Origin of the sequence: Pseudomonas sp. JL3 (genome assembly GCF_031570575.1) — a bacterium.
In the GTDB taxonomy this organism is placed as follows: domain Bacteria; phylum Pseudomonadota; class Gammaproteobacteria; order Pseudomonadales; family Pseudomonadaceae; genus Aquipseudomonas; species Aquipseudomonas cucumis.
In genome coordinates, this window is sequence record NZ_JAKWJK010000016.1 from 110849 (window position 1) to 131975 (window position 21127).

General features: G+C 57.1%; 20 protein-coding genes. 2 read left to right on the top strand and 18 right to left on the bottom strand.

Annotated elements, in window-relative coordinates; translation table 11 throughout:
* Window positions 1-11: 11 nt before the first annotated feature.
* On the top strand, window positions 12-632 hold the full coding sequence (locus MMG91_RS23225) for a 1-acyl-sn-glycerol-3-phosphate acyltransferase (RefSeq protein ID WP_305447595.1): 621 nt from the start codon (window positions 12-14) through the stop codon (window positions 630-632).
* A gap of 1 nt (window position 633) precedes the next feature.
* Complete coding sequence (locus MMG91_RS23230) at window positions 634-1566, top strand: phosphatidate cytidylyltransferase (RefSeq protein WP_008007875.1); 933 nt, start codon at window positions 634-636, stop codon at window positions 1564-1566.
* Window positions 1567-1640: 74 nt separating this feature from the next.
* On the opposite strand, the gene glmS is transcribed toward MMG91_RS23230, so the two are convergent.
* The 18 genes from glmS to yidC all read right to left on the bottom strand — a co-directional run bounded on the left by glmS (window position 1641) and on the right by yidC (window position 21125).
* A complete protein-coding gene (glmS, locus tag MMG91_RS23235; protein WP_310660848.1) occupies window positions 1641-3473 on the bottom strand; it encodes a glutamine--fructose-6-phosphate transaminase (isomerizing) in 1833 nt (610 codons plus the stop codon).
* 1 nt (window position 3474) lies between these two features.
* Entirely contained in the window at window positions 3475-4251 is a 777-nt protein-coding gene (locus tag MMG91_RS23240) for a DeoR/GlpR family DNA-binding transcription regulator (protein ID WP_030132550.1), read from the bottom strand.
* A gap of 197 nt (window positions 4252-4448) precedes the next feature.
* Window positions 4449-5816 carry a bifunctional UDP-N-acetylglucosamine diphosphorylase/glucosamine-1-phosphate N-acetyltransferase GlmU gene (gene glmU / locus MMG91_RS23245; protein ID WP_310660849.1) on the bottom strand — a complete coding sequence of 456 codons (1368 nt, stop codon included), beginning with the start codon at window positions 5814-5816 and terminating at the stop codon, window positions 4449-4451.
* A gap of 117 nt (window positions 5817-5933) precedes the next feature.
* A complete protein-coding gene (locus MMG91_RS23250) occupies window positions 5934-6359 on the bottom strand; it encodes a F0F1 ATP synthase subunit epsilon (RefSeq protein ID WP_010465460.1) in 426 nt (141 codons plus the stop codon).
* 45 nt (window positions 6360-6404) lie between these two features.
* A complete protein-coding gene (atpD, locus tag MMG91_RS23255) occupies window positions 6405-7784 on the bottom strand; it encodes a F0F1 ATP synthase subunit beta (protein WP_008155715.1) in 1380 nt (459 codons plus the stop codon).
* A 27-nt stretch (window positions 7785-7811) separates the two neighbouring features.
* Window positions 7812-8672: a F0F1 ATP synthase subunit gamma gene (gene atpG, locus MMG91_RS23260; RefSeq protein ID WP_305447599.1), complete on the bottom strand. Its 861-nt coding sequence runs from the start codon at window positions 8670-8672 to the stop codon at window positions 7812-7814.
* Between the two features lie 50 nt (window positions 8673-8722).
* Complete coding sequence (atpA, locus tag MMG91_RS23265; protein WP_282379785.1) at window positions 8723-10267, bottom strand: F0F1 ATP synthase subunit alpha; 1545 nt, start codon at window positions 10265-10267, stop codon at window positions 8723-8725.
* Between the two features lie 21 nt (window positions 10268-10288).
* Entirely contained in the window at window positions 10289-10825 is a 537-nt protein-coding gene (locus MMG91_RS23270) for a F0F1 ATP synthase subunit delta (protein ID WP_007903030.1), read from the bottom strand.
* A 12-nt stretch (window positions 10826-10837) separates the two neighbouring features.
* Entirely contained in the window at window positions 10838-11308 is a 471-nt protein-coding gene (locus MMG91_RS23275; RefSeq protein ID WP_007903028.1) for a F0F1 ATP synthase subunit B, read from the bottom strand.
* A gap of 56 nt (window positions 11309-11364) precedes the next feature.
* A complete protein-coding gene (gene atpE, locus MMG91_RS23280; RefSeq protein ID WP_002555987.1) occupies window positions 11365-11622 on the bottom strand; it encodes a F0F1 ATP synthase subunit C in 258 nt (85 codons plus the stop codon).
* A gap of 133 nt (window positions 11623-11755) precedes the next feature.
* The gene (gene atpB, locus MMG91_RS23285) at window positions 11756-12625 is read right to left on the bottom strand and encodes a F0F1 ATP synthase subunit A (protein WP_052966015.1); all 870 of its coding nucleotides are present in this window, start codon (window positions 12623-12625) and stop codon (window positions 11756-11758) included.
* 16 nt (window positions 12626-12641) lie between these two features.
* On the bottom strand, window positions 12642-13049 hold the full coding sequence (locus tag MMG91_RS23290; RefSeq protein ID WP_007903021.1) for a F0F1 ATP synthase subunit I: 408 nt from the start codon (window positions 13047-13049) through the stop codon (window positions 12642-12644).
* Window positions 13050-13197: 148 nt separating this feature from the next.
* Complete coding sequence (locus tag MMG91_RS23295; protein ID WP_305424387.1) at window positions 13198-14070, bottom strand: ParB/RepB/Spo0J family partition protein; 873 nt, start codon at window positions 14068-14070, stop codon at window positions 13198-13200.
* Window positions 14071-14079: 9 nt separating this feature from the next.
* Entirely contained in the window at window positions 14080-14877 is a 798-nt protein-coding gene (locus tag MMG91_RS23300) for a ParA family protein (RefSeq protein ID WP_007934331.1), read from the bottom strand.
* Between the two features lie 18 nt (window positions 14878-14895).
* Window positions 14896-15540, bottom strand: a complete 645-nt coding sequence (gene rsmG / locus MMG91_RS23305) for a 16S rRNA (guanine(527)-N(7))-methyltransferase RsmG (RefSeq protein WP_305503982.1) — start codon at window positions 15538-15540, stop codon at window positions 14896-14898.
* Window positions 15537-17435, bottom strand: a complete 1899-nt coding sequence (gene mnmG, locus MMG91_RS23310; protein WP_305503983.1) for a tRNA uridine-5-carboxymethylaminomethyl(34) synthesis enzyme MnmG — start codon at window positions 17433-17435, stop codon at window positions 15537-15539. Before mnmG ends, rsmG begins: the two co-directional genes overlap by 4 nt.
* A 551-nt stretch (window positions 17436-17986) precedes the next feature.
* Window positions 17987-19357 (bottom strand): tRNA uridine-5-carboxymethylaminomethyl(34) synthesis GTPase MnmE, encoded by a 1371-nt coding sequence (mnmE, locus tag MMG91_RS23315; RefSeq protein WP_310660850.1) that lies wholly within the window; start codon window positions 19355-19357, stop codon window positions 17987-17989.
* Window positions 19358-19436: 79 nt separating this feature from the next.
* On the bottom strand, window positions 19437-21125 hold the full coding sequence (yidC, locus tag MMG91_RS23320; protein WP_310660851.1) for a membrane protein insertase YidC: 1689 nt from the start codon (window positions 21123-21125) through the stop codon (window positions 19437-19439).
* Between the last annotated feature and the right edge of the window lie 2 nt (window positions 21126-21127).

Here is a 21127-nt window from a genome sequence, read left to right on the forward strand (position 1 = left end):
GGAAATCGTTAATGTTCGAACCTGTGGTCGCCTTTCTCATCACCTCCATGGCCCGAACCGTTACTGGCGCCCGCAGCCTGTGGATGGGTTGCGCGCCAGAACCCGTGCAGCGCATTTATTTTGCCAACCACAGCAGCCACGGCGACTTCGTGCTGCTCTGGGCCTCGCTCCCTCCCGCCCTGCGCAAACTTACGCGACCGGTGGCCGGCAGCGACTACTGGAACAAGAGCGCCTTACGCCGCTACATCATCAGCCGGGTGTTCAACGGCGTGCTGATCGACCGCGAGCGCAAGGACCCTGTGGATAACCCGTTGCAGCCCATGCTCGACGCCCTGGAGAAGGGTGATTCGTTAATCATCTTTCCCGAAGGCACGCGCAATCTGGAAGAGGGTTTGCTGCCGTTCAAAAGCGGCCTGTACCACTTGGCAAAACGTTACCCACAGGCCCAGGTGATTCCGGTGTGGATCGCCAACCTCAACCGGGTCATGCCCAAGGGCCGAGTGCTGCCACTGCCGCTGCTGTGTACCACCAGTTTCGGCGCGCCCCTGCAACTGACTGAAGGCGAGAGCAAAGAGCAGTTCCTTTCACGCAGCCGCGACGCACTGCTGGCCCTCGCCCCGGAGCATTCCTGACATGGATAGACAAACCCTGATGCTGTTCGGCGGGATCGGCATGATCCTGGTGCTGGCTTCACTGATTGGCCTGATCCTCAAACTGCGCACCCGGGGCACGCCCAATGCAGTCATCGAAAACCTCAACGCCCGAATCAACGCCTGGTGGGTGATGGTGGTGGTGATCGGCATCGCTTTTTGGCTGGGCACCGGCGCGGTAATCCTGCTGTTTTACGCGGTATCGTTTTATGCGCTACGCGAATTCCTCACCCTCATGCCCACCCGACGCAGCGACTACCCGGCGCTGGTGGCAGCGTTTTACCTGGCATTGCCGCTGCAATATTTGCTGATCTATTCCGATTGGTACGGACTCTTCTCGATCTTTATTCCGGTGTACGTGTTTTTGCTGCTGCCGATCCTTGCGTCTCTCGGCGGCGACAGTACGCACTTCCTTGAGCGGGCGTCGAAAGTGCAATGGGGCTTGATGATCGCGGTGTTCTGCGTGTCGTTCGTGCCCGCCCTGCTGACTCTGGACATCGTCGGTTATGAAGGCCGCAACCTGCTGCTGATCGCGTATCTGGTGATCGTGGTGCAGCTGTCGGACGTGCTGCAGTACGTATGCGGCAAGTTGTTCGGCAAACATAAAATCGCACCCACTCTGTCGCCGTCGAAAACCGTCGAAGGCTTTGTCGGTGGCGTTTTGCTGTCCTCGCTGATTGGTGCAGCCTTGTGGTGGACCACACCATTCAGCCCGTGGCAGTCGTTCTTGATTGCGCTGCTGATCAACCTGCTGGGGTTTGCCGGCGGCATCGTGATGTCGGCGATCAAGCGTGATCGCGGCGTGAAGGATTGGGGACACATGATCGAAGGCCACGGCGGGATGCTGGATCGTCTGGATTCAGTGTGTTTTGCGGCACCGATCTTCTTTCATCTCGTGCGGTATTGGTGGACTTGAAATAGCTCACCTTTCTCAAAAAAAAAGACCGCAGCCAAAACTGCGGTCTTTTCATTTCATTGCTTGTGGATAACTTATTCCACAGTCACCGACTTCGCCAAGTTACGCGGCTGGTCAACGTCAGTACCTTTCAATACAGCGACGTAGTATGAGAGCAGCTGCAGCGGAATGGTGTAGAGGATCGGCGACAGGATGTCGTGGATGTGCGGCATCTGGACGACATGAGTGCCTTCGCCATTGGTCATGCCGGCCTGCTCGTCGGCGAAGACGACCAGTTCACCGCCACGGGCGCGAACTTCCTGGAGGTTGGACTTCAGCTTCTCCAGCAACTCGTTGTTCGGCGCCACGGTGACCACCGGCATGTCGTTATCCACAAGCGCCAGCGGGCCATGTTTCAGTTCGCCCGCCGGGTAGGCTTCCGCGTGGATGTAAGAGATTTCCTTGAGCTTGAGGGCCCCTTCCATCGCCACCGGGAATTGCGCGCCGCGACCGAGGAACAGCGTGTGGTTCTTCTCGGCGAACAGCTCGGCGATTTTCTCCACGGTGCTGTCCATGGCCAGGGCTTCGCCCAAGCGGGTCGGCAAGCGACGCAGTTCTTCGACCAGTGTGGCTTCGACGCCTTCGGCCAACGTACCGCGAACCTGACCCAGAGACAGGGTCAGCAACAGCAGGCCAACCAGTTGAGTGGTAAAGGCTTTGGTCGAGGCCACGCCGATTTCGCGACCGGCCTGGGTCAGCAACGTCAGGTCCGATTCGCGTACCAGAGAGCTGATGCCGACGTTGCAGATTGCCAGGCTGGCGAGGAAACCCAGCTCTTTGGCATTGCGCAGCGCGGCCAAAGTGTCGGCGGTTTCACCGGACTGGGAGATGCTCACGAACAGGGTGTCCGGCTGCACCACTACCTTGCGATAGCGGAATTCGCTGGCGACTTCGACCTGACACGGGATGCCAGCCAGTTCTTCGAGCCAGTAACGGGCAACCATGCCGGCGTGATAGCTGGTGCCGCAGGCGACGATCTGTACATTGCGCACCTTGGCGAACAGCTCGGCAGCTCCTGGGCCGAATGCCTCGACCAGCACCTGGTTATGGCTCAGGCGACCTTCAAGGGTGCGCTGCACCACGGCCGGCTGCTCGTGAATTTCCTTGAGCATGTAATGGCGGAATTCGCCCTTGTCAGCCGCTTCGGCACCGTCGCGGTACTGAACGCTTTCACGCTCGACGAGCGCGCCATCGATGTCCCAGATCTGCACGCTGTCGCGGCGAATTTCGGCGATATCGCCTTCTTCCAGGTACATAAAGCGGTCGGTGACCTGACGTAGCGCCAACTGGTCGGAGGCCAGGAAGTTTTCACCCATACCCAGACCGATCACCAATGGGCTGCCACTGCGGGCCGCCACTAGGCGATCCGGTTGAAGGGCGCTGATCACCGCCAGGCCGTAAGCACCGTGCAGCTCTTGCACGGTCGCTTTCAGGGCCACCGTCAGGTCGGGTTGAAGCTTGAGTTTTTCGTGGAGCAGATGCGCGATGACTTCAGTGTCGGTGTCCGACGTGAACACATGGCCCAAAGCCTGGAGTTGCTCGCGCAGGGCTTCATGGTTCTCGATGATGCCGTTGTGCACCACCGCCAGATCGCCAGAAAAATGCGGGTGAGCATTGCGTTCACACGGCGCGCCATGAGTCGCCCAGCGGGTATGGGCAATGCCCAGACGGCCGACCAGAGGCTCTTCGATCAGCGCCTGTTCCAGCTCGCTGACCTTGCCCGGACGACGCGTGCGCAAGAGTTTTTCATCGTTGGTGTACACCGCCACACCGGCGCTGTCATAGCCACGGTATTCCAGACGCTTGAGGCCTTCGAGCAGGATGGCGGTAACGTTACGTTCTGCGACTGCACCGACAATTCCACACATGCTAGTTCTCCTGACTGACGGCGGCGCAGATCAAATTAATGCCGCGGGCCTGAATCTGATCGCGTGCCGCAAGTGGCAGACGATCATCGGTAATGAGGGTATGGACGCTGCTCCATGGCAGCTCCAGATTGGGGATTTTGCGGCCGATCTTGTCGGCCTCGACCATCACGATCACTTCGCGGGCAACCTCGGCCATGACGCGGCTCAAGCCCAGCAATTCATTGAAGGTGGTGGTCCCGCGCACCAAGTCGATGCCATCGGCACCGATAAACAACTGATCAAAGTCATATGAGCGTAGTACTTGCTCGGCCACCTGACCCTGGAAGGACTCGGAATGCGGGTCCCAGGTCCCCCCGGTCATCAGCAGCACCGGCTCATGCTCGAGTTCGCTCAAAGCGTTGGCGACATGCAGGGAGTTGGTCATCACCACCAGACCCGGTTGCTGGCCGAGTTCCGGGATCATCGCCGCGGTGGTGCTGCCGCTGTCGATGATGATTCGCGCATGCTCGCGGATCCGCGTGACAGCGGCGCGGGCAATGGCCTGCTTGTACTTGGAAACCGGTTGGCCGAGATCGGCGACCAGTTCCTGAGGCATGGTGACCGCCCCGCCATAACGACGCAGCAACAGACCGTTGCTTTCAAGCGCTGCCAAGTCCTTGCGAATCGTAACTTCCGAGGTTTCGAAGCGCTTGGCCAGCTCATCCACACTGACTTCCCCCTGCTCATTGAGCAAGGCGAGGATGTTGTGGCGGCGTTGGGGCGTGTTGCGCTTCGACATGGTTTGGTAAGTTTCGATTCGAAAGATAACGTAAGCAATCAAAACCTATCAGCGAAACTTCGTCAAGTCAGCGTGAGAAAAAAGATGTGTGGATAACCCATAAAAAGATCGCAGCCTTCAGCAGCCCCACAGGATGAACACGTATTCCTTGTCGGAGCTGCCGAAGACTGCGATCTTTTGATCCTGCTGTGGATAACTCAGCTCTTTTTGATCTTCTCCGGCCGCTTCCAGCCCTCGATGTTCTTCTGCCGAGCCCGACCCACGGCCAATTGAGCCTTGTCCACATTCTGGGTAATGGTCGAACCGGCCGCCGTAGTCGCACCCGAGGAGATATCCACAGGCGCCACCAACGAGTTGTTGGACCCGATGAACACATCTTCGCCCAGCACGGTTTTCCACTTGTTCGCGCCATCGTAGTTACAGGTGATGGTGCCTGCGCCAATGTTGGTACGCGCACCGATCTCGGCGTCGCCCAGGTACGTCAAGTGACCGGCCTTGGCGCCCTCGCCCAGGTGGGCATTCTTCAGCTCCACGAAGTTACCCACATGCGCGCGAGCTTCCAGCACCGTGCCCGGACGCAAACGAGCGAACGGGCCGGCATCGCTGCCTTCACCGAGTATCGCGCCTTCGATATGGCTGTTGGCCTTGATCACCACGCCTTTGCGCAGGGTGCTGTCCTTGATCACGCAGTTTGGGCCGATCACCACGTCGTCCTCGATGACGACTTTGCCTTCGAGGATAACGTTGATGTCGATCAGCACATCGCGGCCGATGGTGACCTCACCACGCACATCGAAACGTGCCGGGTCGCGCAGGGTCACGCCCTGAGCCATCAAACGACGAGCAGTGCGCAGTTGATAGTGACGCTCAAGCTCGGCCAGTTGCTTGCGATCGTTGGCGCCCTGCACTTCCATGGTGTCATGGGGGTGTTCGGTGGCTACCACCAGACCATCGCTGACCGCCATGGCGATCACGTCGGTCAGGTAGTACTCGCCTTGGGAATTGTTATTGGAGAGACGACTCACCCAATCGCCCAGACGTTCGAAAGGTAGCGCCAGAATGCCGGTATTGCCCTCAGTGATCGCACGCTCGACGTCGTTGGTGTCTTTATGCTCGACGATGGCAGTAACCTTGCCGGTGGCATCGCGGACGATGCGGCCGTAACCCGTCGGGTCATCCAGCTCGACAGTCAACAGGCCCAGTTGCTGCGGTGCAGCCAGCTTGAGCAACCGTTGCAGGGTTTCGACTTCGATCAACGGTACGTCGCCGTACAGAATCAGCACGGTGTCGGACTTGATGAACGGTACAGCTTGGGCCACCGCATGTCCGGTACCCAGCTGTTGATCCTGCAGGACGAAATTCAGGTCATCGGCGGCCAGACGCTCGCGCACCACTTCGGCACCATGGCCGATCACCACATGGATGCGTTGTGGATCAAGTTGCCGGGCGCTGTGGATAACATGGCCAAGCATTGAATTACCGGCAACCGGGTGCAGAACTTTCGGCAAGGCCGAACGCATGCGCGTGCCTTGGCCGGCAGCGAGGATAACGATTTCAAGAGACATGACAGGCTACTAATCCTGGGAGGTCAGCGGCTGCGACCGGGTGATGAAAGTCAGAAAAGAAAAAAGGGTAGCCGAGGCTACCCTTTTTAATCAATCACACAATAAGTCGATGGCCAATTAGTGGCCGAACTTCTTGCGGATCTGCTGGACGGTGCGCAGCTGAGCTGCAGCCTCGGCCAGACGTGCGGCAGCAGAACCGTAATCGAATTCCGCGCCTCGCTCATGCAAGGCCTTCTCGGCAGCCTTAACGGCTTCCTGAGCGGAGGCTTCGTCCAGGTCGGCAGCACGTTGCACGGTGTCGGCAAGAACCTTGACCATGTTCGGCTGAACCTCGAGGAAACCGCCGGAGATGTAATACACCTCCTCTTCCCCACCCTGCTTGATCAAGCGGATAGGACCCGGCTTGAGATTAGTGATCAGCGGCGCGTGACCCAAGGCGATACCAAGATCACCCAGTGCACCGTGCGCAACCACCATCTCGACCAGGCCGGAAAAGATTTCCCCTTCCGCGCTGACGATATCGCAATGGACTGTCATAGCCATCTGATTGCCTCAACCTAAATTAGCGCCCGTTGCCGGGCGCCGGGATTACAGTTTCTTGGCTTTCTCGATCGCTTCTTCGATGCCGCCGACCATGTAGAACGCTTGTTCTGGCAGGTGGTCGTAGTCACCGTTGAGGATGCCTTTGAAGCCAGCAATGGTGTCTTTCAGGGAAACGTATTTACCCGAAGCACCGGTGAAGACTTCAGCCACGAAGAACGGCTGCGACAAGAAACGCTGGATCTTACGAGCACGGTTTACCAACTGCTTGTCGGCTTCCGACAGCTCGTCCATACCCAGGATCGCAATGATGTCCTTCAGTTCTTTGTAACGCTGCAGAACATACTGTACGCCGCGAGCGGTGTCGTAGTGGTCCTGGCCGATTACGTTCGGGTCCAGCTGGCGCGAAGTCGAGTCGAGTGGATCGACCGCCGGGTAGATACCCAGGGAAGCGATGTCACGGGACAGAACGACAGTGGCGTCCAAGTGGGCGAAGGTGGTCGCTGGCGACGGGTCAGTCAAGTCATCCGCCGGTACGTATACCGCCTGGATCGAGGTGATCGAACCGTTTTTGGTCGAAGTGATACGCTCTTGCAGAGTACCCATCTCTTCGGCCAGGGTCGGCTGGTAACCTACTGCGGAAGGCATACGGCCCAGCAGTGCGGATACTTCAGTACCGGCCAGGGTGTAACGATAGATGTTGTCGACGAACAGCAGAACGTCGTTACCTTCGTCACGGAACTTCTCGGCCATGGTCAGGCCGGTCAGTGCTACGCGCAGACGGTTACCCGGCGGCTCGTTCATCTGACCGTAAACCAGTGCCACTTTGTCCAGAACGTTGGAATCCTTCATCTCGTGGTAGAAGTCGTTACCCTCACGAGTACGCTCACCCACACCGGCGAACACGGAATAACCGCTGTGCTCGATGGCGATGTTACGGATCAGTTCCATCATGTTTACGGTTTTGCCTACACCGGCACCACCGAACAGACCGACTTTACCACCCTTGGCGAACGGGCAAACCAGGTCGATAACCTTGATGCCGGTTTCCAGCAGGTCGTTGCCGCCCGCTTGTTCAGCGAAGGTTGGCGCAGGACGGTGAATGCCCCAGCGCTCTTCGGTGTCGATCGGGCCAGCTTCGTCGATCGGGTTACCCAGAACGTCCATGATCCGGCCCAGGGTCGCTTTACCGACTGGTACGGAGATGGCTGCGCCGGAGTCGGTGACTTCCAGACCGCGCTTCAAGCCCTCGGTGGAACCCATCGCAATGGTACGAACCACGCCGTCGCCCAGCTGTTGCTGAACTTCCAGGGTGGTTTCGGCCGCGCTCACTACTTTCAGCGCGTTGTAGATGCTCGGTACGCTGTCGCGTGGAAATTCCACGTCGATAACGGCGCCGATGATTTGAACGATACGTCCGCTACTCATAGCTGGATCCTCTGAATATTTGAACCGTTAAACCGCGGCAGCGCCGCCGACGATTTCCGAGATCTCTTGGGTGATCGCAGCCTGACGCGCCTTGTTGTAGACCAGCTGCAAATCGCTGATCAAATCACCGGCGTTGTCGGTAGCGTTCTTCATCGCGATCATCCGCGCAGCTTGTTCAGCCGCGTTGTTCTCGACCACCGCCTGGTAGACCTGCGACTCCACGTAGCGGACCATCAAGCCGTCAAGCAGCTCTTTGGCGTCCGGTTCGTACAGATAATCCCAGTGGTGCTTGAGTTCTTGATCTGCGGTTGCCACCAGTGGAATCAACTGCTCCACGGTAGGCAATTGCGTCATGGTGTTGACGAACTTGTTGGACACCACGGACAGGCGGTCAATACGGCCGTCCAGGTAGGCATCCAGCATCACCTTGACGCTGCCGATCAAGTCATTGATCGACGGCTCTTCACCCAGGTGGCTGATAGCTGCAACGACGTTACCGCCGAAGTTACGGAAGAAAGCCGCACCCTTGCTACCCACTACACACAGATCAATCTCGACGCCGTTTTCGCGGTTTACCGCCATGTCCTTGACCAGGGCCTTGAACAGGTTGGTGTTCAAGCCACCACACAGACCACGGTCACTGCTCACCACAACGTAACCGACGCGCTTTACTTCACGGTCGATCATGAATGGGTGGCGATATTCCGGGTTGGCGTTGGCCAGATGGCCAATAACCTGGCGGATGCGCTCCGCGTAAGGACGGCTAGCAGCCATGCGCATTTGTGCCTTGCGCATTTTACTGACCGCCACTTTTTCCATGGCGCTGGTAATCTTTTGCGTGCTTTTGATGCTCGCAATCTTACTGCGAATCTCTTTTGCGCCTGCCATGTAACACCTATCAGGTTAGCAAGCGGGAGCCTTGCGGCTCCCGCTGCGGCTTACCAGGTTTGGGTGGCCTTGAACTTCTCGATACCGGCTTTCAGGCCAGCGTCGATTTCGTCATTGAAGTCACCCTTCACGTTGATCTTCGCCATCAAATCGGCGTGATCGCGGTTGAAGAAAGCAATCAGCGCTTGTTCAAAGCTGCCGATCTTGGCGATTTCGACGTCAGTCAGGAACCCACGCTCAGCGGCATACAGCGACAGCGCCATGTCAGCGATCGACATTGGTGCGTATTGCTTCTGCTTCATCAGCTCGGTAACGCGCTGACCATGCTCAAGTTGCTTACGGGTCGCTTCGTCCAGGTCAGAAGCGAACTGGGCGAATGCCGCCAATTCACGGTACTGAGCCAGAGCGGTACGGATACCACCGGACAGCTTCTTGATGATCTTGGTCTGAGCGGCACCACCCACACGGGATACCGAAACACCGGCGTTCACAGCAGGACGGATCCCGGAGTTGAACATGGCCGATTCCAGGAAGATCTGACCGTCGGTGATGGAAATCACGTTGGTCGGAACGAACGCGGAAACGTCGCCAGCCTGGGTTTCGATGATCGGCAGTGCGGTCAGGGAACCGGTTTTGCCGGTCACTGCGCCGTTGGTGAACTTCTCTACGTATTCTTCCGAAACGCGGGATGCGCGCTCCAGCAGACGGGAGTGGAGATAGAACACGTCGCCTGGGTAAGCTTCACGGCCTGGTGGACGGCGCAGCAGCAGGGAAATCTGGCGGTAAGCCACTGCTTGCTTGGACAGATCGTCATAAACGATCAGCGCGTCTTCACCGCGGTCGCGGAAGAATTCACCCATGGTGCAACCGGAGTACGGAGCCAGGAACTGCAGTGCTGCAGATTCCGAAGCGCTCGCCGCCACGACGATGGTGTTAGCCAGTGCGCCGTTTTCTTCCAGTTTGCGAACAACGTTGGCGATGGTCGATTGCTTCTGACCGATTGCTACGTAGACGCAGAAAATGCCGCTGTCTTTCTGGTTGATGATCGCGTCGATCGCCAGAGCGGTTTTACCGATCTGACGGTCACCAATGATCAGCTCACGCTGGCCACGGCCGACAGGGATCATGGCATCGACAGCCTTGTAGCCAGTCTGTACAGGCTGGTCTACCGACTTACGCCAGATCACGCCTGGAGCAACTTTCTCGACCGCATCGGTCTCGGTGTTGTTCAGCGGACCTTTGCCGTCAACTGGGTTACCCAGCGCGTCGACTACGCGACCCAGCAGTTCCTTACCAACCGGAACTTCGAGGATACGGCCGGTGCACTTGGCGCTCATGCCTTCAGCCAGAGACTGGTAGGAGCCCAATACAACGGCACCTACAGAGTCTTGCTCAAGGTTGAGAGCCATACCGAAGACGCCGCCCGGAAACTCGATCATCTCGCCGTACATGACGTCGGCCAGACCGTGAATCCGCACGATACCGTCAGATACGCTGACGACAGTGCCTTCGTTACGGGCTTGGGAGGTCACATCGAGCTTGTCGATGCGGCCCTTGATAATTTCACTTATTTCGGAAGGATTGAGTTGCTGCATTGCTCTGCTGCCCCTTCAAACTCAAGATTTCAATGCTTCGGCAAGGTTCGCGAGTTTGCCGCGAACCGAGCCATCGATAACCAGGTCGCCGGCGCGGATGACAATGCCCCCAATCAGGGATTTGTCTTCCTCGACTTGCAGGCGCACTTCCCGGTTGAGTCGTGCACTGAGAACCTTGGCGAGTTTGTCTTGCTGTTCTTGGTTCAATGCAAAAGCACTGGTCACTTCAACGTCTACCGACTTCTCTTGTTCAGCCTTGTACAGGTCGAACAGAGCGGATATCTCCGGCAAAAGCGGGAGACGGTCGTTTTCGGCAACGACGTTAATGAAGTTCTGTGCCTTGGCATCAAACTTGTCGCCGCACACGTCAATAAACGTGGCGGCCTTGTTTGCGCTCGTCAGTCGCGGGGCCTTGAGCACGCGCTGCATGGTGTCGTCTTGCGACACTGCTGCAGCCAGGCCGAGCATGGCTGACCAAGAGGCCAGTTGCTGGTGGGCCTGGGCGTGCTCGAAGGCTGCCTTAGCGTAAGGTCGGGCCAACGTGGTCAATTCTGCCATGATCGCCCTCGCTTAAATTTCAGCAGCCAGTTTGTTTACCAGCTCCGCGTGCGCGTTTTGATCGATTGTGGCACCCAGGATCTTCTCGGCGCCGCCGACAGCCAGTGCACCCAGTTGGGCACGCAGCGCGTCTTTGACACTGTTCAGTTCCTGCTCGATCTCGGCCTGAGCCTGAACCTTCACACGGTCAGCGTCGATACGGGCTTTTTCAACAGCCTCTTCAACGATCTGGTTACCGCGTTTCTTGGCTTGCTCAATGATTTCGGCTGCCTGAGCTTTCGCTTCGCGCAGTTGTTGACCCGCTTTATCTTGGGCCAACTCCAGGTCGCGAGCTGCTCGGGCGGCAGCGTCCAGTCCATCCGCGATCTTCTTCTGACGTTCGTGCAAAGCCGCGATGACCGGAGGCCATACGAACTTCATGCAAAAAAGTACAAAAATTAAGAACGCAACGGACTGGCCAATCAGGGTTGCATTAATGTTCACGCCAACACCTCGCTCGTTCGTTGCACAACACACTAATCACTCGACGATTCGAGTGATTAGCCAGCGAGTTGACCAACGAATGGGTTCGCGAAGGTGAAGAACAGAGCGATACCAACACCGATCATGGTCACGGCGTCGAGCAGACCGGCAACGATGAACATTTTAACTTGCAGCATTGGAACCATTTCTGGTTGACGCGCTGCGCCTTCCAGGAACTTGCCGCCCAACAGGCCGAAACCAATTGCGGTACCCAGTGCGCCCAGGCCGATCAACAGTGCAACAGCGATAGCGGTTAGACCAACTACAGTTTCCATCTTTCCTCCCGACTTTTACGTCGTATGGTTTAGGTTTTTTAGATTTTAAAGCGGTAAAACAAATCGTTTCATAGCCCTGTTCGGGCACCCACCCGTGTTACCGGGTGGGACATCAGACTAGTCGAGACTGGTCTTAATGGTTCTCTTCGTGCGCCATCGACAGGTAAACGATGGTCAGCATCATGAAGATAAACGCCTGCAGGGTGATGATCAGGATGTGGAACACAGCCCACGCCCACTGCAGAACTACGCCCAGGCCGCTAAGCCAGAGCAGACCGCTGCCGAACATCACAGCAATCAGAATGAAGACCAGTTCGCCGGCATACATGTTGCCGAACAGACGCAGTGCCAACGAGATTGGCTTGGCAATCAGAGTCACAAACTCAAGCAGGAAGTTCACCGGAATCAGCAGGGCTTGAACGAAGATGTTCTTGCTGCCGAACGGGTGCAGGGTCAGTTCGCCGATGAAACCGCCGATACCCTTGACCTTGATGCTGTAGAAAATGATCAACGCGAATACCGACAGGGCCATGCCCAGGGTAGCGTTCGGGTCAGTGGTCGATACGGCGCGGAACGGGATGTGCGCGTCGCCGGAGATCAACATGGCCACTTGAGGAATCCAGTCAACCGGAATCAGGTCGACGGCGTTCATCAGGAAGACCCAGACGAAGATGGTCAGCGCCAGCGGTGCAATCACCGGGCTACGGCCATGGAAGCTGTCTTTCACGCTGCCATCGACGAATTCGACCAATACTTCAACGAAGTTCTGCAAAGCACCAGGCTGACCGGAAGTCGCCTTCTTCGCCGCCATGCGGAAAAGAAGAACGAAAATCAGACCCAACGCGACCGACCAGCCGAGAGTATCGACGTGGAAAGCCCAGAAGCCCATTTCTTTGGCTTCTGCTGCGGTGTGGGCAAAACCCCACCCGCCAGTTGGGTGCTGACCGAAGGTCAGGTTCTGCAAGTGGTGCTGGATATAGCCCGAAGCGGTTGTCTCTGCCATGGTTGCCTCAAACGCCCTAAGGTCTCGAAAGTCTTGTTCTCATTAGCAGGGGAGCGAACCAGCTAACCAGTTGGGTCAGCACGAAGACGCCGAATACTGCTAACGGCGCCAATGGCTTCACACCTGCAAACGTCAATGCAAACAGCACTGCCGTCAAAATCAGTTTGCCCGCCTCGCCGGCATAAAAAGACCGGACGATGGCTTGAGCTGCTCGGGCGCCGGAAAACCGAAATGCCCTGTGAGCGAAATAAATATTGGGAAGCAAGGCTATCAGGCCTCCGCAGAGTCCTGAGTACCCGGCAACGACTCCATGCCATTGCCAGAGCGCCAAAGCGGCAATCAGCAAAACGACAAATTGAGCCATTAACACCGGAAAAACTGCCAGGCGATGGAACGGCAAGCGGTCTGGCGTGCGGTTTTCCATCTCTTTTGCTCCCCAATGGTCGGCTGCCAGAATTCAATAACTTGGCATAATTTGTGCCGACAAAATGCGCGCAGAGTATAGGGGCGGTTCTGCCCCTATTCAACTGTCAGGTAGTGATTTCCGACTTCACGCTACATGAGGAATTGTTTCAGCGGATGTGTGCAAGCACACCTTGAAGCTCATCAAGAGAGTTGTAGCCGATTACCAGCTGCCCCTTACCCTTCTTTCCATGGCGGATCTGCACCGCAGAGCCTAGGCGTTCGGCCAGGCGCTGCTCGAGTCGGGCGATATCCGGGTCCGGTTTTGCAGGCTCAACAGGCTCCGGTTTGCCACTCAACCACTGGCGAACCAGTGCTTCAGTCTGGCGCACAGTCAGCCCCCGTGCGACAACGTGTCGCGCCCCTTCAACTTGTTGGTTTTCCGGCAAACCGAGCAAGGCACGGGCATGACCCATTTCCAGGTCGCCGTGAGACAGCATGGTTTTGATGACTTCCGGCAGCGCAATCAGACGCAATAGGTTGGCCACAGTGACGCGGGATTTACCCACAGCCTCGGCCACTTGTTGCTGAGTCAGCTGGAATTCCTGCTGCAAACGCTGCAAGGCCACCGCTTCTTCGATCGGATTGAGGTCTTCACGCTGGATGTTCTCGATCAGCGCCATGGCGATGGCAGTTTCATCCGGCACATCGCGAACCATCGCCGGAATGGTTTCCTGGCCAGCCTGCTGGCTGGCACGCCAGCGGCGTTCGCCGGCGATGATTTCGAAGCGACCGCTGCCGATCGGCCGAACCACGATCGGCTGCATCACGCCCTGGGCCCTGATCGACTGCGCCAGCTCTTCCAGCGCTTGAGGATCCATGTCCCGACGCGGCTGGTACTTGCCACGCTGGATCAGGTCCAGGGGCAGGTGCTGCAGCTCACGCTGATCGGCTTGTACTGCTTGCTCTTCCAACGAGCTGACAGTCGGACCACTCAGCAGTGCATCCAGTCCACGTCCGAGACCTCGTTTCTTGACGGCCATGGGGATTCCTTAAGTTGCCTGAGCAGCGGCGGTGCGTGAGTTTTTGCGCTGACGGCGAACCATCTCGCCAGCCAATGCCAGATAGGCAATCGCGCCCCGCGATGATTTGTCGTACGCCAGCGCCGGCATGCCATAGCTTGGCGCTTCTGCCAGACGGATGTTGCGCGGAATCACGGTGTCGTAGAGCTGATCGCCGAAATGCTCCTTGAGCTGCGCCGATACGTCGTTCATCAGGCTCAGGCGCGGGTCGTACATGGTCCGCAGCAGGCCTTCGACTTTCAGGTTCGGGTTCAGCAGTTCGGCAATGCGCTTGATGTTATCCACAAGGTCGCTCAACCCTTCGAGCGCGAAGTACTCGCACTGCATGGGGATAATCACCCCGTCGGCGGCAACCAGCGCGTTGAGCGTCAACATCGACAGCGACGGCGGGCAGTCGATCAAAATGTAATCGTAGTTTTCACGGATCGGCGCCAACGCACTGCGCAGACGACTTTCCTTCATCTGCATTTCCAGCAGAACGACTTCGGCCGCGGTCAGGTCGCGGTTGGCCGGCAGCAATTGATAACCGCCGTGCTCGGAATAGTGCATGGCCTGGGCCAGATCGCATTCACCGATCAGCAGATCGTAGACCGAGTTTTCCAGGCCGTGTTTATCCACACCGCTACCCATGGTGGCGTTGCCCTGTGGATCGAGATCGATCAACAGCACCCGGCGCTTGGTAGCGACCAGGGAAGCTGCGAGGTTGATGCAGGTGGTGGTCTTGCCCACACCACCCTTTTGGTTCGCTATCGCGAATACCTTAGCCATTCTTGCTTGTGTTCCCAATCATGCCGTGCGGCGCAGTATCAGCAGATGGCGTTGGCCTTGGCAACCGGGTACGGCCAGGGCGTGTTCGCTATCGAGGTGGAAGTCTGTCGGCAATGCTACCAGCTCATCGGCGGGATGAACGCCCTTCATTGCCAGCCAACGTGTTTCGGCGTCGCCCAAATGGCGAGTCCAGTTGCTGAAGTTCTCCATGCTGCTGAACGCACGGGAAATGATCCCGTTGAATGGCAGTTCAGGCTGGAAGGCTTCGACGCGACTGTGGATAACTTGCAGGTTATCCAGTTTGAGTTCGAGTTTGACCTGGGTCAGGAAGCGGGTTTTCTTGCCGTTGCTGTCCAGGCAGGTCACTTGCGACTCGGGAAACAGGATCGCCAGGGGAATCCCTGGCATGCCGCCGCCACTGCCCACATCCAACCAACGGCCGTTTTCGATGAAGGACATAACGCTCAGGCTATCAAGCAAATGCCGTGAAACCATTTCGTCCGGATCACGCACTGCTGTGAGGTTGTAGGCCTTGTTCCATTTTATCAACAGGGCCAGATAACCCAGCAGCTGTGCATGCTGGGCTTGCGTCAGGCTGACACCGAGCTGGCGAGCACCTGTGGATAACTCTTCGGCGTGTTGCGAGGTGACCAACGAACTCAAGCGCTTTGCTCCAACTGACGGCCCGCGCCGCGTTTTTTCAAATGAATCATCAACAGCGAAATCGCTGCCGGGGTCACGCCCGGAATACGCGACGCCTGGCCCAGGGTCTCTGGACGGGTCGCGCCGAGCTTGCTCTGGATCTCTTTCGAGAGACCGGAAATGTTCGTGTAATCGATATCCACAGGCAGCTTGGTGTCTTCGCTGGCCCGCAGGCGCGCGATTTCATCCTGTTGACGATCGATGTAACCGGCGTATTTGGTCTTGATTTCGACCTGCTCGGCAACCTGTGGATCTTCTGCGCCCCCACCGGTCACGGCGATCAGACCAGCGTAGTCGATTTCCGGACGACTCAGCAGGTTGAGCAAATTGTATTCGTGGGTCAGCGGCGTACCGAACTTCTCGGAAATCGCATCGCCCTGCTCGGTGCCCGGGCGAACCCAGGTACTTTTCAGGCGTTGCTCTTCCAGATCGATGCTTTCGCGTTTCTTGCAGAACGCTGCCCAACGCACGTCATCCACCAGACCCAATTCGCGACCTTTCTCGGTCAAACGCAGATCGGCGTTGTCTTCGCGCAGGATCAAACGGTATTCGGCGCGGGACGTGAACATCCGATACGGTTCCTGGGTACCCAGGGTAATCAGGTCGTCGACCAAAACGCCGATGTACGCCTCGTCGCGACGCGGGCACCAGGCATCTTTGCCCTGAGCACGCAGTGCGGCGTTGGCTCCGGCCAGCAAACCCTGGGCGCCGGCTTCTTCGTAACCGGTGGTGCCGTTGATTTGCCCGGCGAAGAACAGACCGCCAATCACTTTGGTTTCCAGGCTGTACTTCAGGTCACGCGGGTCGAAGTAGTCGTACTCGATGGCGTAGCCAGGGCGAACAATGTGCGCGTTTTCCATCCCGCGGATCGATTGCACGATCTGCAATTGCACATCGAACGGCAGGGATGTGGATATCCCGTTCGGGTACAGCTCGTGGGTGGTCAAACCTTCCGGTTCGATGAAGACCTGGTGGCTTTCCTTGTCGGCAAAACGGTGAATCTTGTCTTCGATCGACGGGCAATAACGCGGACCGATGCCTTCAATCAAGCCTGCATCGGAATACATCGGCGAACGGTCGAGGTTCGCGGCAATGATTTCGTGGGTCCGCGAATTGGTGTGGGTAATCCAGCAACTGACCTGTTTCGGATGCTGCTCTTTGGACCCCATGAACGACATCACCGGAATCGGCGTATCCCCTGCCTGCTCGGTCATTACCGAAAAATCCACAGTGCGACCGTCGATACGCGGTGGTGTACCGGTTTTCAGGCGACCGACCCGCAATGGCAGTTCTCGCAGTCGATGAGCCAGCGCAATCGACGGCGGATCACCGGCGCGACCGCCGGAATAATTCTGCATACCTATGTGGATAAGTCCGCCGAGGAAAGTACCAGTGGTCAACACCACGGAATCTGCGAAGAAACGCAGGCCCATTTGGGTGACAACACCGCGCACTTGTTCCTGCTCGACGATCAGGTCGTCAGCAGCTTGTTGAAATATCCACAGGTTCGGCTGGTTTTCCAGGGTCTCGCGGACAGCGGCCTTGTACAGAACCCGATCTGCCTGAGCGCGGGTTGCACGCACGGCGGGGCCTTTGCGGCTGTTCAATACGCGAAACTGAATACCACCTTTATCGGTAGCCATGGCCATCGCGCCGCCCAGGGCATCGATTTCTTTAACCAAATGGCTTTTACCAATCCCGCCAATGGCCGGGTTGCAACTCATGGCACCGAGGGTTTCCACGTTATGCGTCAGCAACAGGGTTTTTGCCCCCATACGTGCTGACGCCAGTGCTGCCTCGGTACCGGCATGACCGCCGCCGATGACGATCACTTCAAAACGGGAAGGGAAATCCACCACGCACCTCGTGCCTGCTTCAGTCAGGTAATCCGGAAATAGTTTGAGCTCAGGTTTTTGGACCTGGTCGGCAAGTATAGGGACTTCGCCCTTCCTAAAGAACCCTTTGCACAAAATTTAACCAGCTGTGGAGAAGTCGAGGTTATAGAAATTAAAAAGAGAGAAATTTATTAAATCTTTGTTTTTATGTTTATTTCTACTGAGCCACCTTTCTGTGGATAGATTGATACAGCCCTTTATTTTCAATATGTACAGAGATTCAAAACCCTGTGGTCATGTGCCAAGGAGGCACGTGGATAACCGGTTTAAGCCTGTGGATGAAAGGGGTAGTTATCCACAGAGGTGGTTATCTTCAGTTTTTAGGCCTTGTTATCAACTGCCCTTAGCGGCACTTATTCACAGAGCTTAATCCACAGAAAAGCCGCCGAATGAGCAAATCCCGGGCAAGGGAAATCCGCTCAAGCGAAGAATCTGCTCGGCACTGGGGAAAAAATTTCAGAAAAGGAGAGAACAGACAGGCCCGAATGGCCTGTCTGCGAACTGCTGAAGGACTATTTACCGATACAGAAGCTGGAAAAGATCCTTCCCAGCAGATCATCGGAGCTGAATGCGCCGGTGATTTCGCCCAAAGACTGCTGCGCCTGCCGCAAATCTTCGGCCAACAGTTCACCGGCACCCGCTAACGTCAGCTGCGCACGGCCATGCTCGAGGGACGCACTTGCATGACGCAGTGCCTCCAGGTGACGCCTGCGAGCACTGAAGCTGCTTTCGGAGGTTTGCTCGTAACCCATGCAGGCCTTGAGGTGCTCACGCAGCAACTCAAGGCCTTCACCGGCAGACCTCGCACTGAGGCTGATCGTGACGTGGCCATCGTTACTGACTTCCAGGGCAATCGCTTCGCCCGTCAGGTCAGCTTTGTTACGGATCAGCGTAACTTTTGCCGGATCCGGTCGGGTTTCGAGGAATTCAGGCCACAAGGCAAATGGATCAAGGGCCTCCGGAGCAGTGGCATCGACCACCAGCAATACCCGATCGGCCTCGCCGATGGCTTTCAATGCCCGTTCGACGCCAATTTTTTCCACCTGATCATCGGTATCTCGCAGGCCGGCAGTGTCGACCACGTGCAACGGCATGCCATCGATGTGGATATGTTCGCGAAGAATGTCTCGGGTAGTGCCGGCAATCTCGGTCACGATTGCAGCTTCACGTCCAGCCAAGGCATTCAGAAGGCTGGACTTGCCGGCATTCGGCCTGCCCGCGATTACCACGGTCATGCCGTCGCGGAGCAAGGCCCCTTGCCCAGCTTCACGCAGCACTGTGGATAATTCGTCGCGCACTTTGTCGAGCATGCTCAGGACATGGCCATCGGCGAGGAAGTCGATTTCTTCTTCGGGGAAGTCGATGGCTGCTTCGACGTAAATGCGCAGGCCTATCAGTTGCTCGGTGAGGTTATGCACACGCAGGGAAAACGCCCCCTGCAGCGAACGCAGGGCATTTCGTGCCGCCTGTGCAGAACTTGCCTCGATCAGGTCGGCAATGGCTTCGGCCTGAGCCAGATCGAGCTTGTCGTTGAGGAAGGCACGCTCGCTGAATTCACCCGGCCGGGCCAGACGACAGCCCAGTTCCAGGCAACGCTTGAGCAGCATATCCAGAACGATCGGCCCGCCGTGGCCCTGCAGCTCGAGCACATCTTCGCCGGTGAACGAGTTCGGTCCCGGGAAATATAGCGCGATGCCTTCGTCCAGCACCTCTTCGTTTGCACTGAGGAACGGGCCGTAATGGGCAAACCGCGGTTTCAGTTCGCGACCGCTGATGGCTTTGGCCGCCAGACTCGCCAGAGGCCCGGAAATACGGACGATGCCCACACCGCCGCGACCTTGAGCGGTGGCGACGGCAGCGATGGTTTCACGAGGAACGCTCATAAACCGGTATCCAGACAAAAGTGACAGATAGCAAAACGCCCCACTAGGGGGCGTTTTGAGTGGTTATCCACAGAGTAAGTTACGCCTCGGCTTTTTTGGTAGCCGCTTCGATCTTACGCGTGATGTACCACTGTTGGGCGATCGACAACACGTTGTTCACAACCCAGTACAGCACCAGACCCGCCGGGAACCACAGGAAGAAGAAGGTGAAGATGATTGGCATCATTTTCATGACCTTCGCCTGCATCGGATCCGGAGGTGTAGGGTTCAACTGCTGCTGGATGAACATGGTTGCGCCCATGATGATCGGCAGAATGAAGAACGGATCCTTGATCGACAGGTCAGTAATCCACAGCATGAACGGCGCTTGGCGCATTTCCACGCTTTCCAGCAGAACCCAGTACAGCGAAAGGAAAACCGGCATCTGCACCAGGATGGGCAAGCAGCCACCCAGCGGATTGATTTTCTCTTTCTTGTACAGCTCCATCATGGCTTGGGACATTTTCTGCCGGTCGTCGCCATGTTGCTCTTTCAGCGCGGCCAGTTTCGGTGCCACTGCACGCATGCGCGCCATGGATTTGTAGCTGGCAGCCGACAGCGGGAAGAAAATCCCCTTGATCAGCATGGTCAGGAAGATGATCGACCAGCCCCAGTTACCGACCAGCGCGTGGATATGTTGCAGCAACCAGAAGATTGGTTGGGCAATGAACCACAGAATGCCGTAGTCGACGGTCAGCTCCAGACCTGGGGACAACTCTTTCAGGACAGCCTGGCTTTTCGGACCCGCGTACAGAACGGCACTGGTTTCGGCTTTCGCACCTGGCGCGACAGTCATTGCCGGGGCGGTATAGCCGATGATGTAGTTGCCTTTGCTGTCTTTACGGGTCTGGACGATATTGTTTTCGCCCTTGACCGGAATCCATGCAGTCACGAAGTAGTGCTGCAACCAGGCAACCCAACCACCGGTGACGGTTTCTTTCAGCTGAGCCTTGTCCATGTCGCTCATCGACACTTTCTTGTACGGCTCGTTACTTGTCCACAGGGCGGCACCCAGGTAAGTCGCGGTGCCGGTGGCGGTGCTGGAAGAAGGATCGGAGCTGGCATCACGCTTCAGTTGCGCGAACATTGCACCGGACCAGGGCTGAGCGCTCTGGTTGTCGATCAGGTAGGAAACGGTAACGTCATACAGGCCACGTTTCAGCGTGAAACGCTTGATGTAGTTGACGCCGTCCTTGCTGAACTTCAGGTCCGCGACCAATTGGTCTTGACCGTCAGCCAGTTGATAAATCTTCTTCTCGGAGGAGTAAACCGGACGACCGGCAGGACTTGCGTCCGGACCGTTGGTACCGATCAGGCCACTCTGAGCCAGATAAGTCCGCTCGTTGCCGTTATCAAACAGCTGGAATGGAATTTCCGGGTGATCCTGGCGACGTGGATACAACGGCAACGTCAACTGGGCAACATCGCCACCTTGTGGATCGATTGCCAGGTTGAGCACATCCGTTTTGATCTGGATGAGATCTTTGCTTGCAGCTACTGGCGTTTCTGCAGGTGCAGTTGCACTGGTATCGCTTACGGCGCGCGGAATGTCGTCACTGACAGAAGCATTATTGCCAGTCGCCGTATCCGGTAGGCCCGGTGCGGTAGTACTGGAAGCAACATTCTGAGTCGGCAGGGCAGCCTGGCCATAGTCCTGGTTCCATTTAAGGACCATAACGTAGGACACGATTGCCAGGGCGACGATCAGGATCGTGCGTTTGATATCCATGA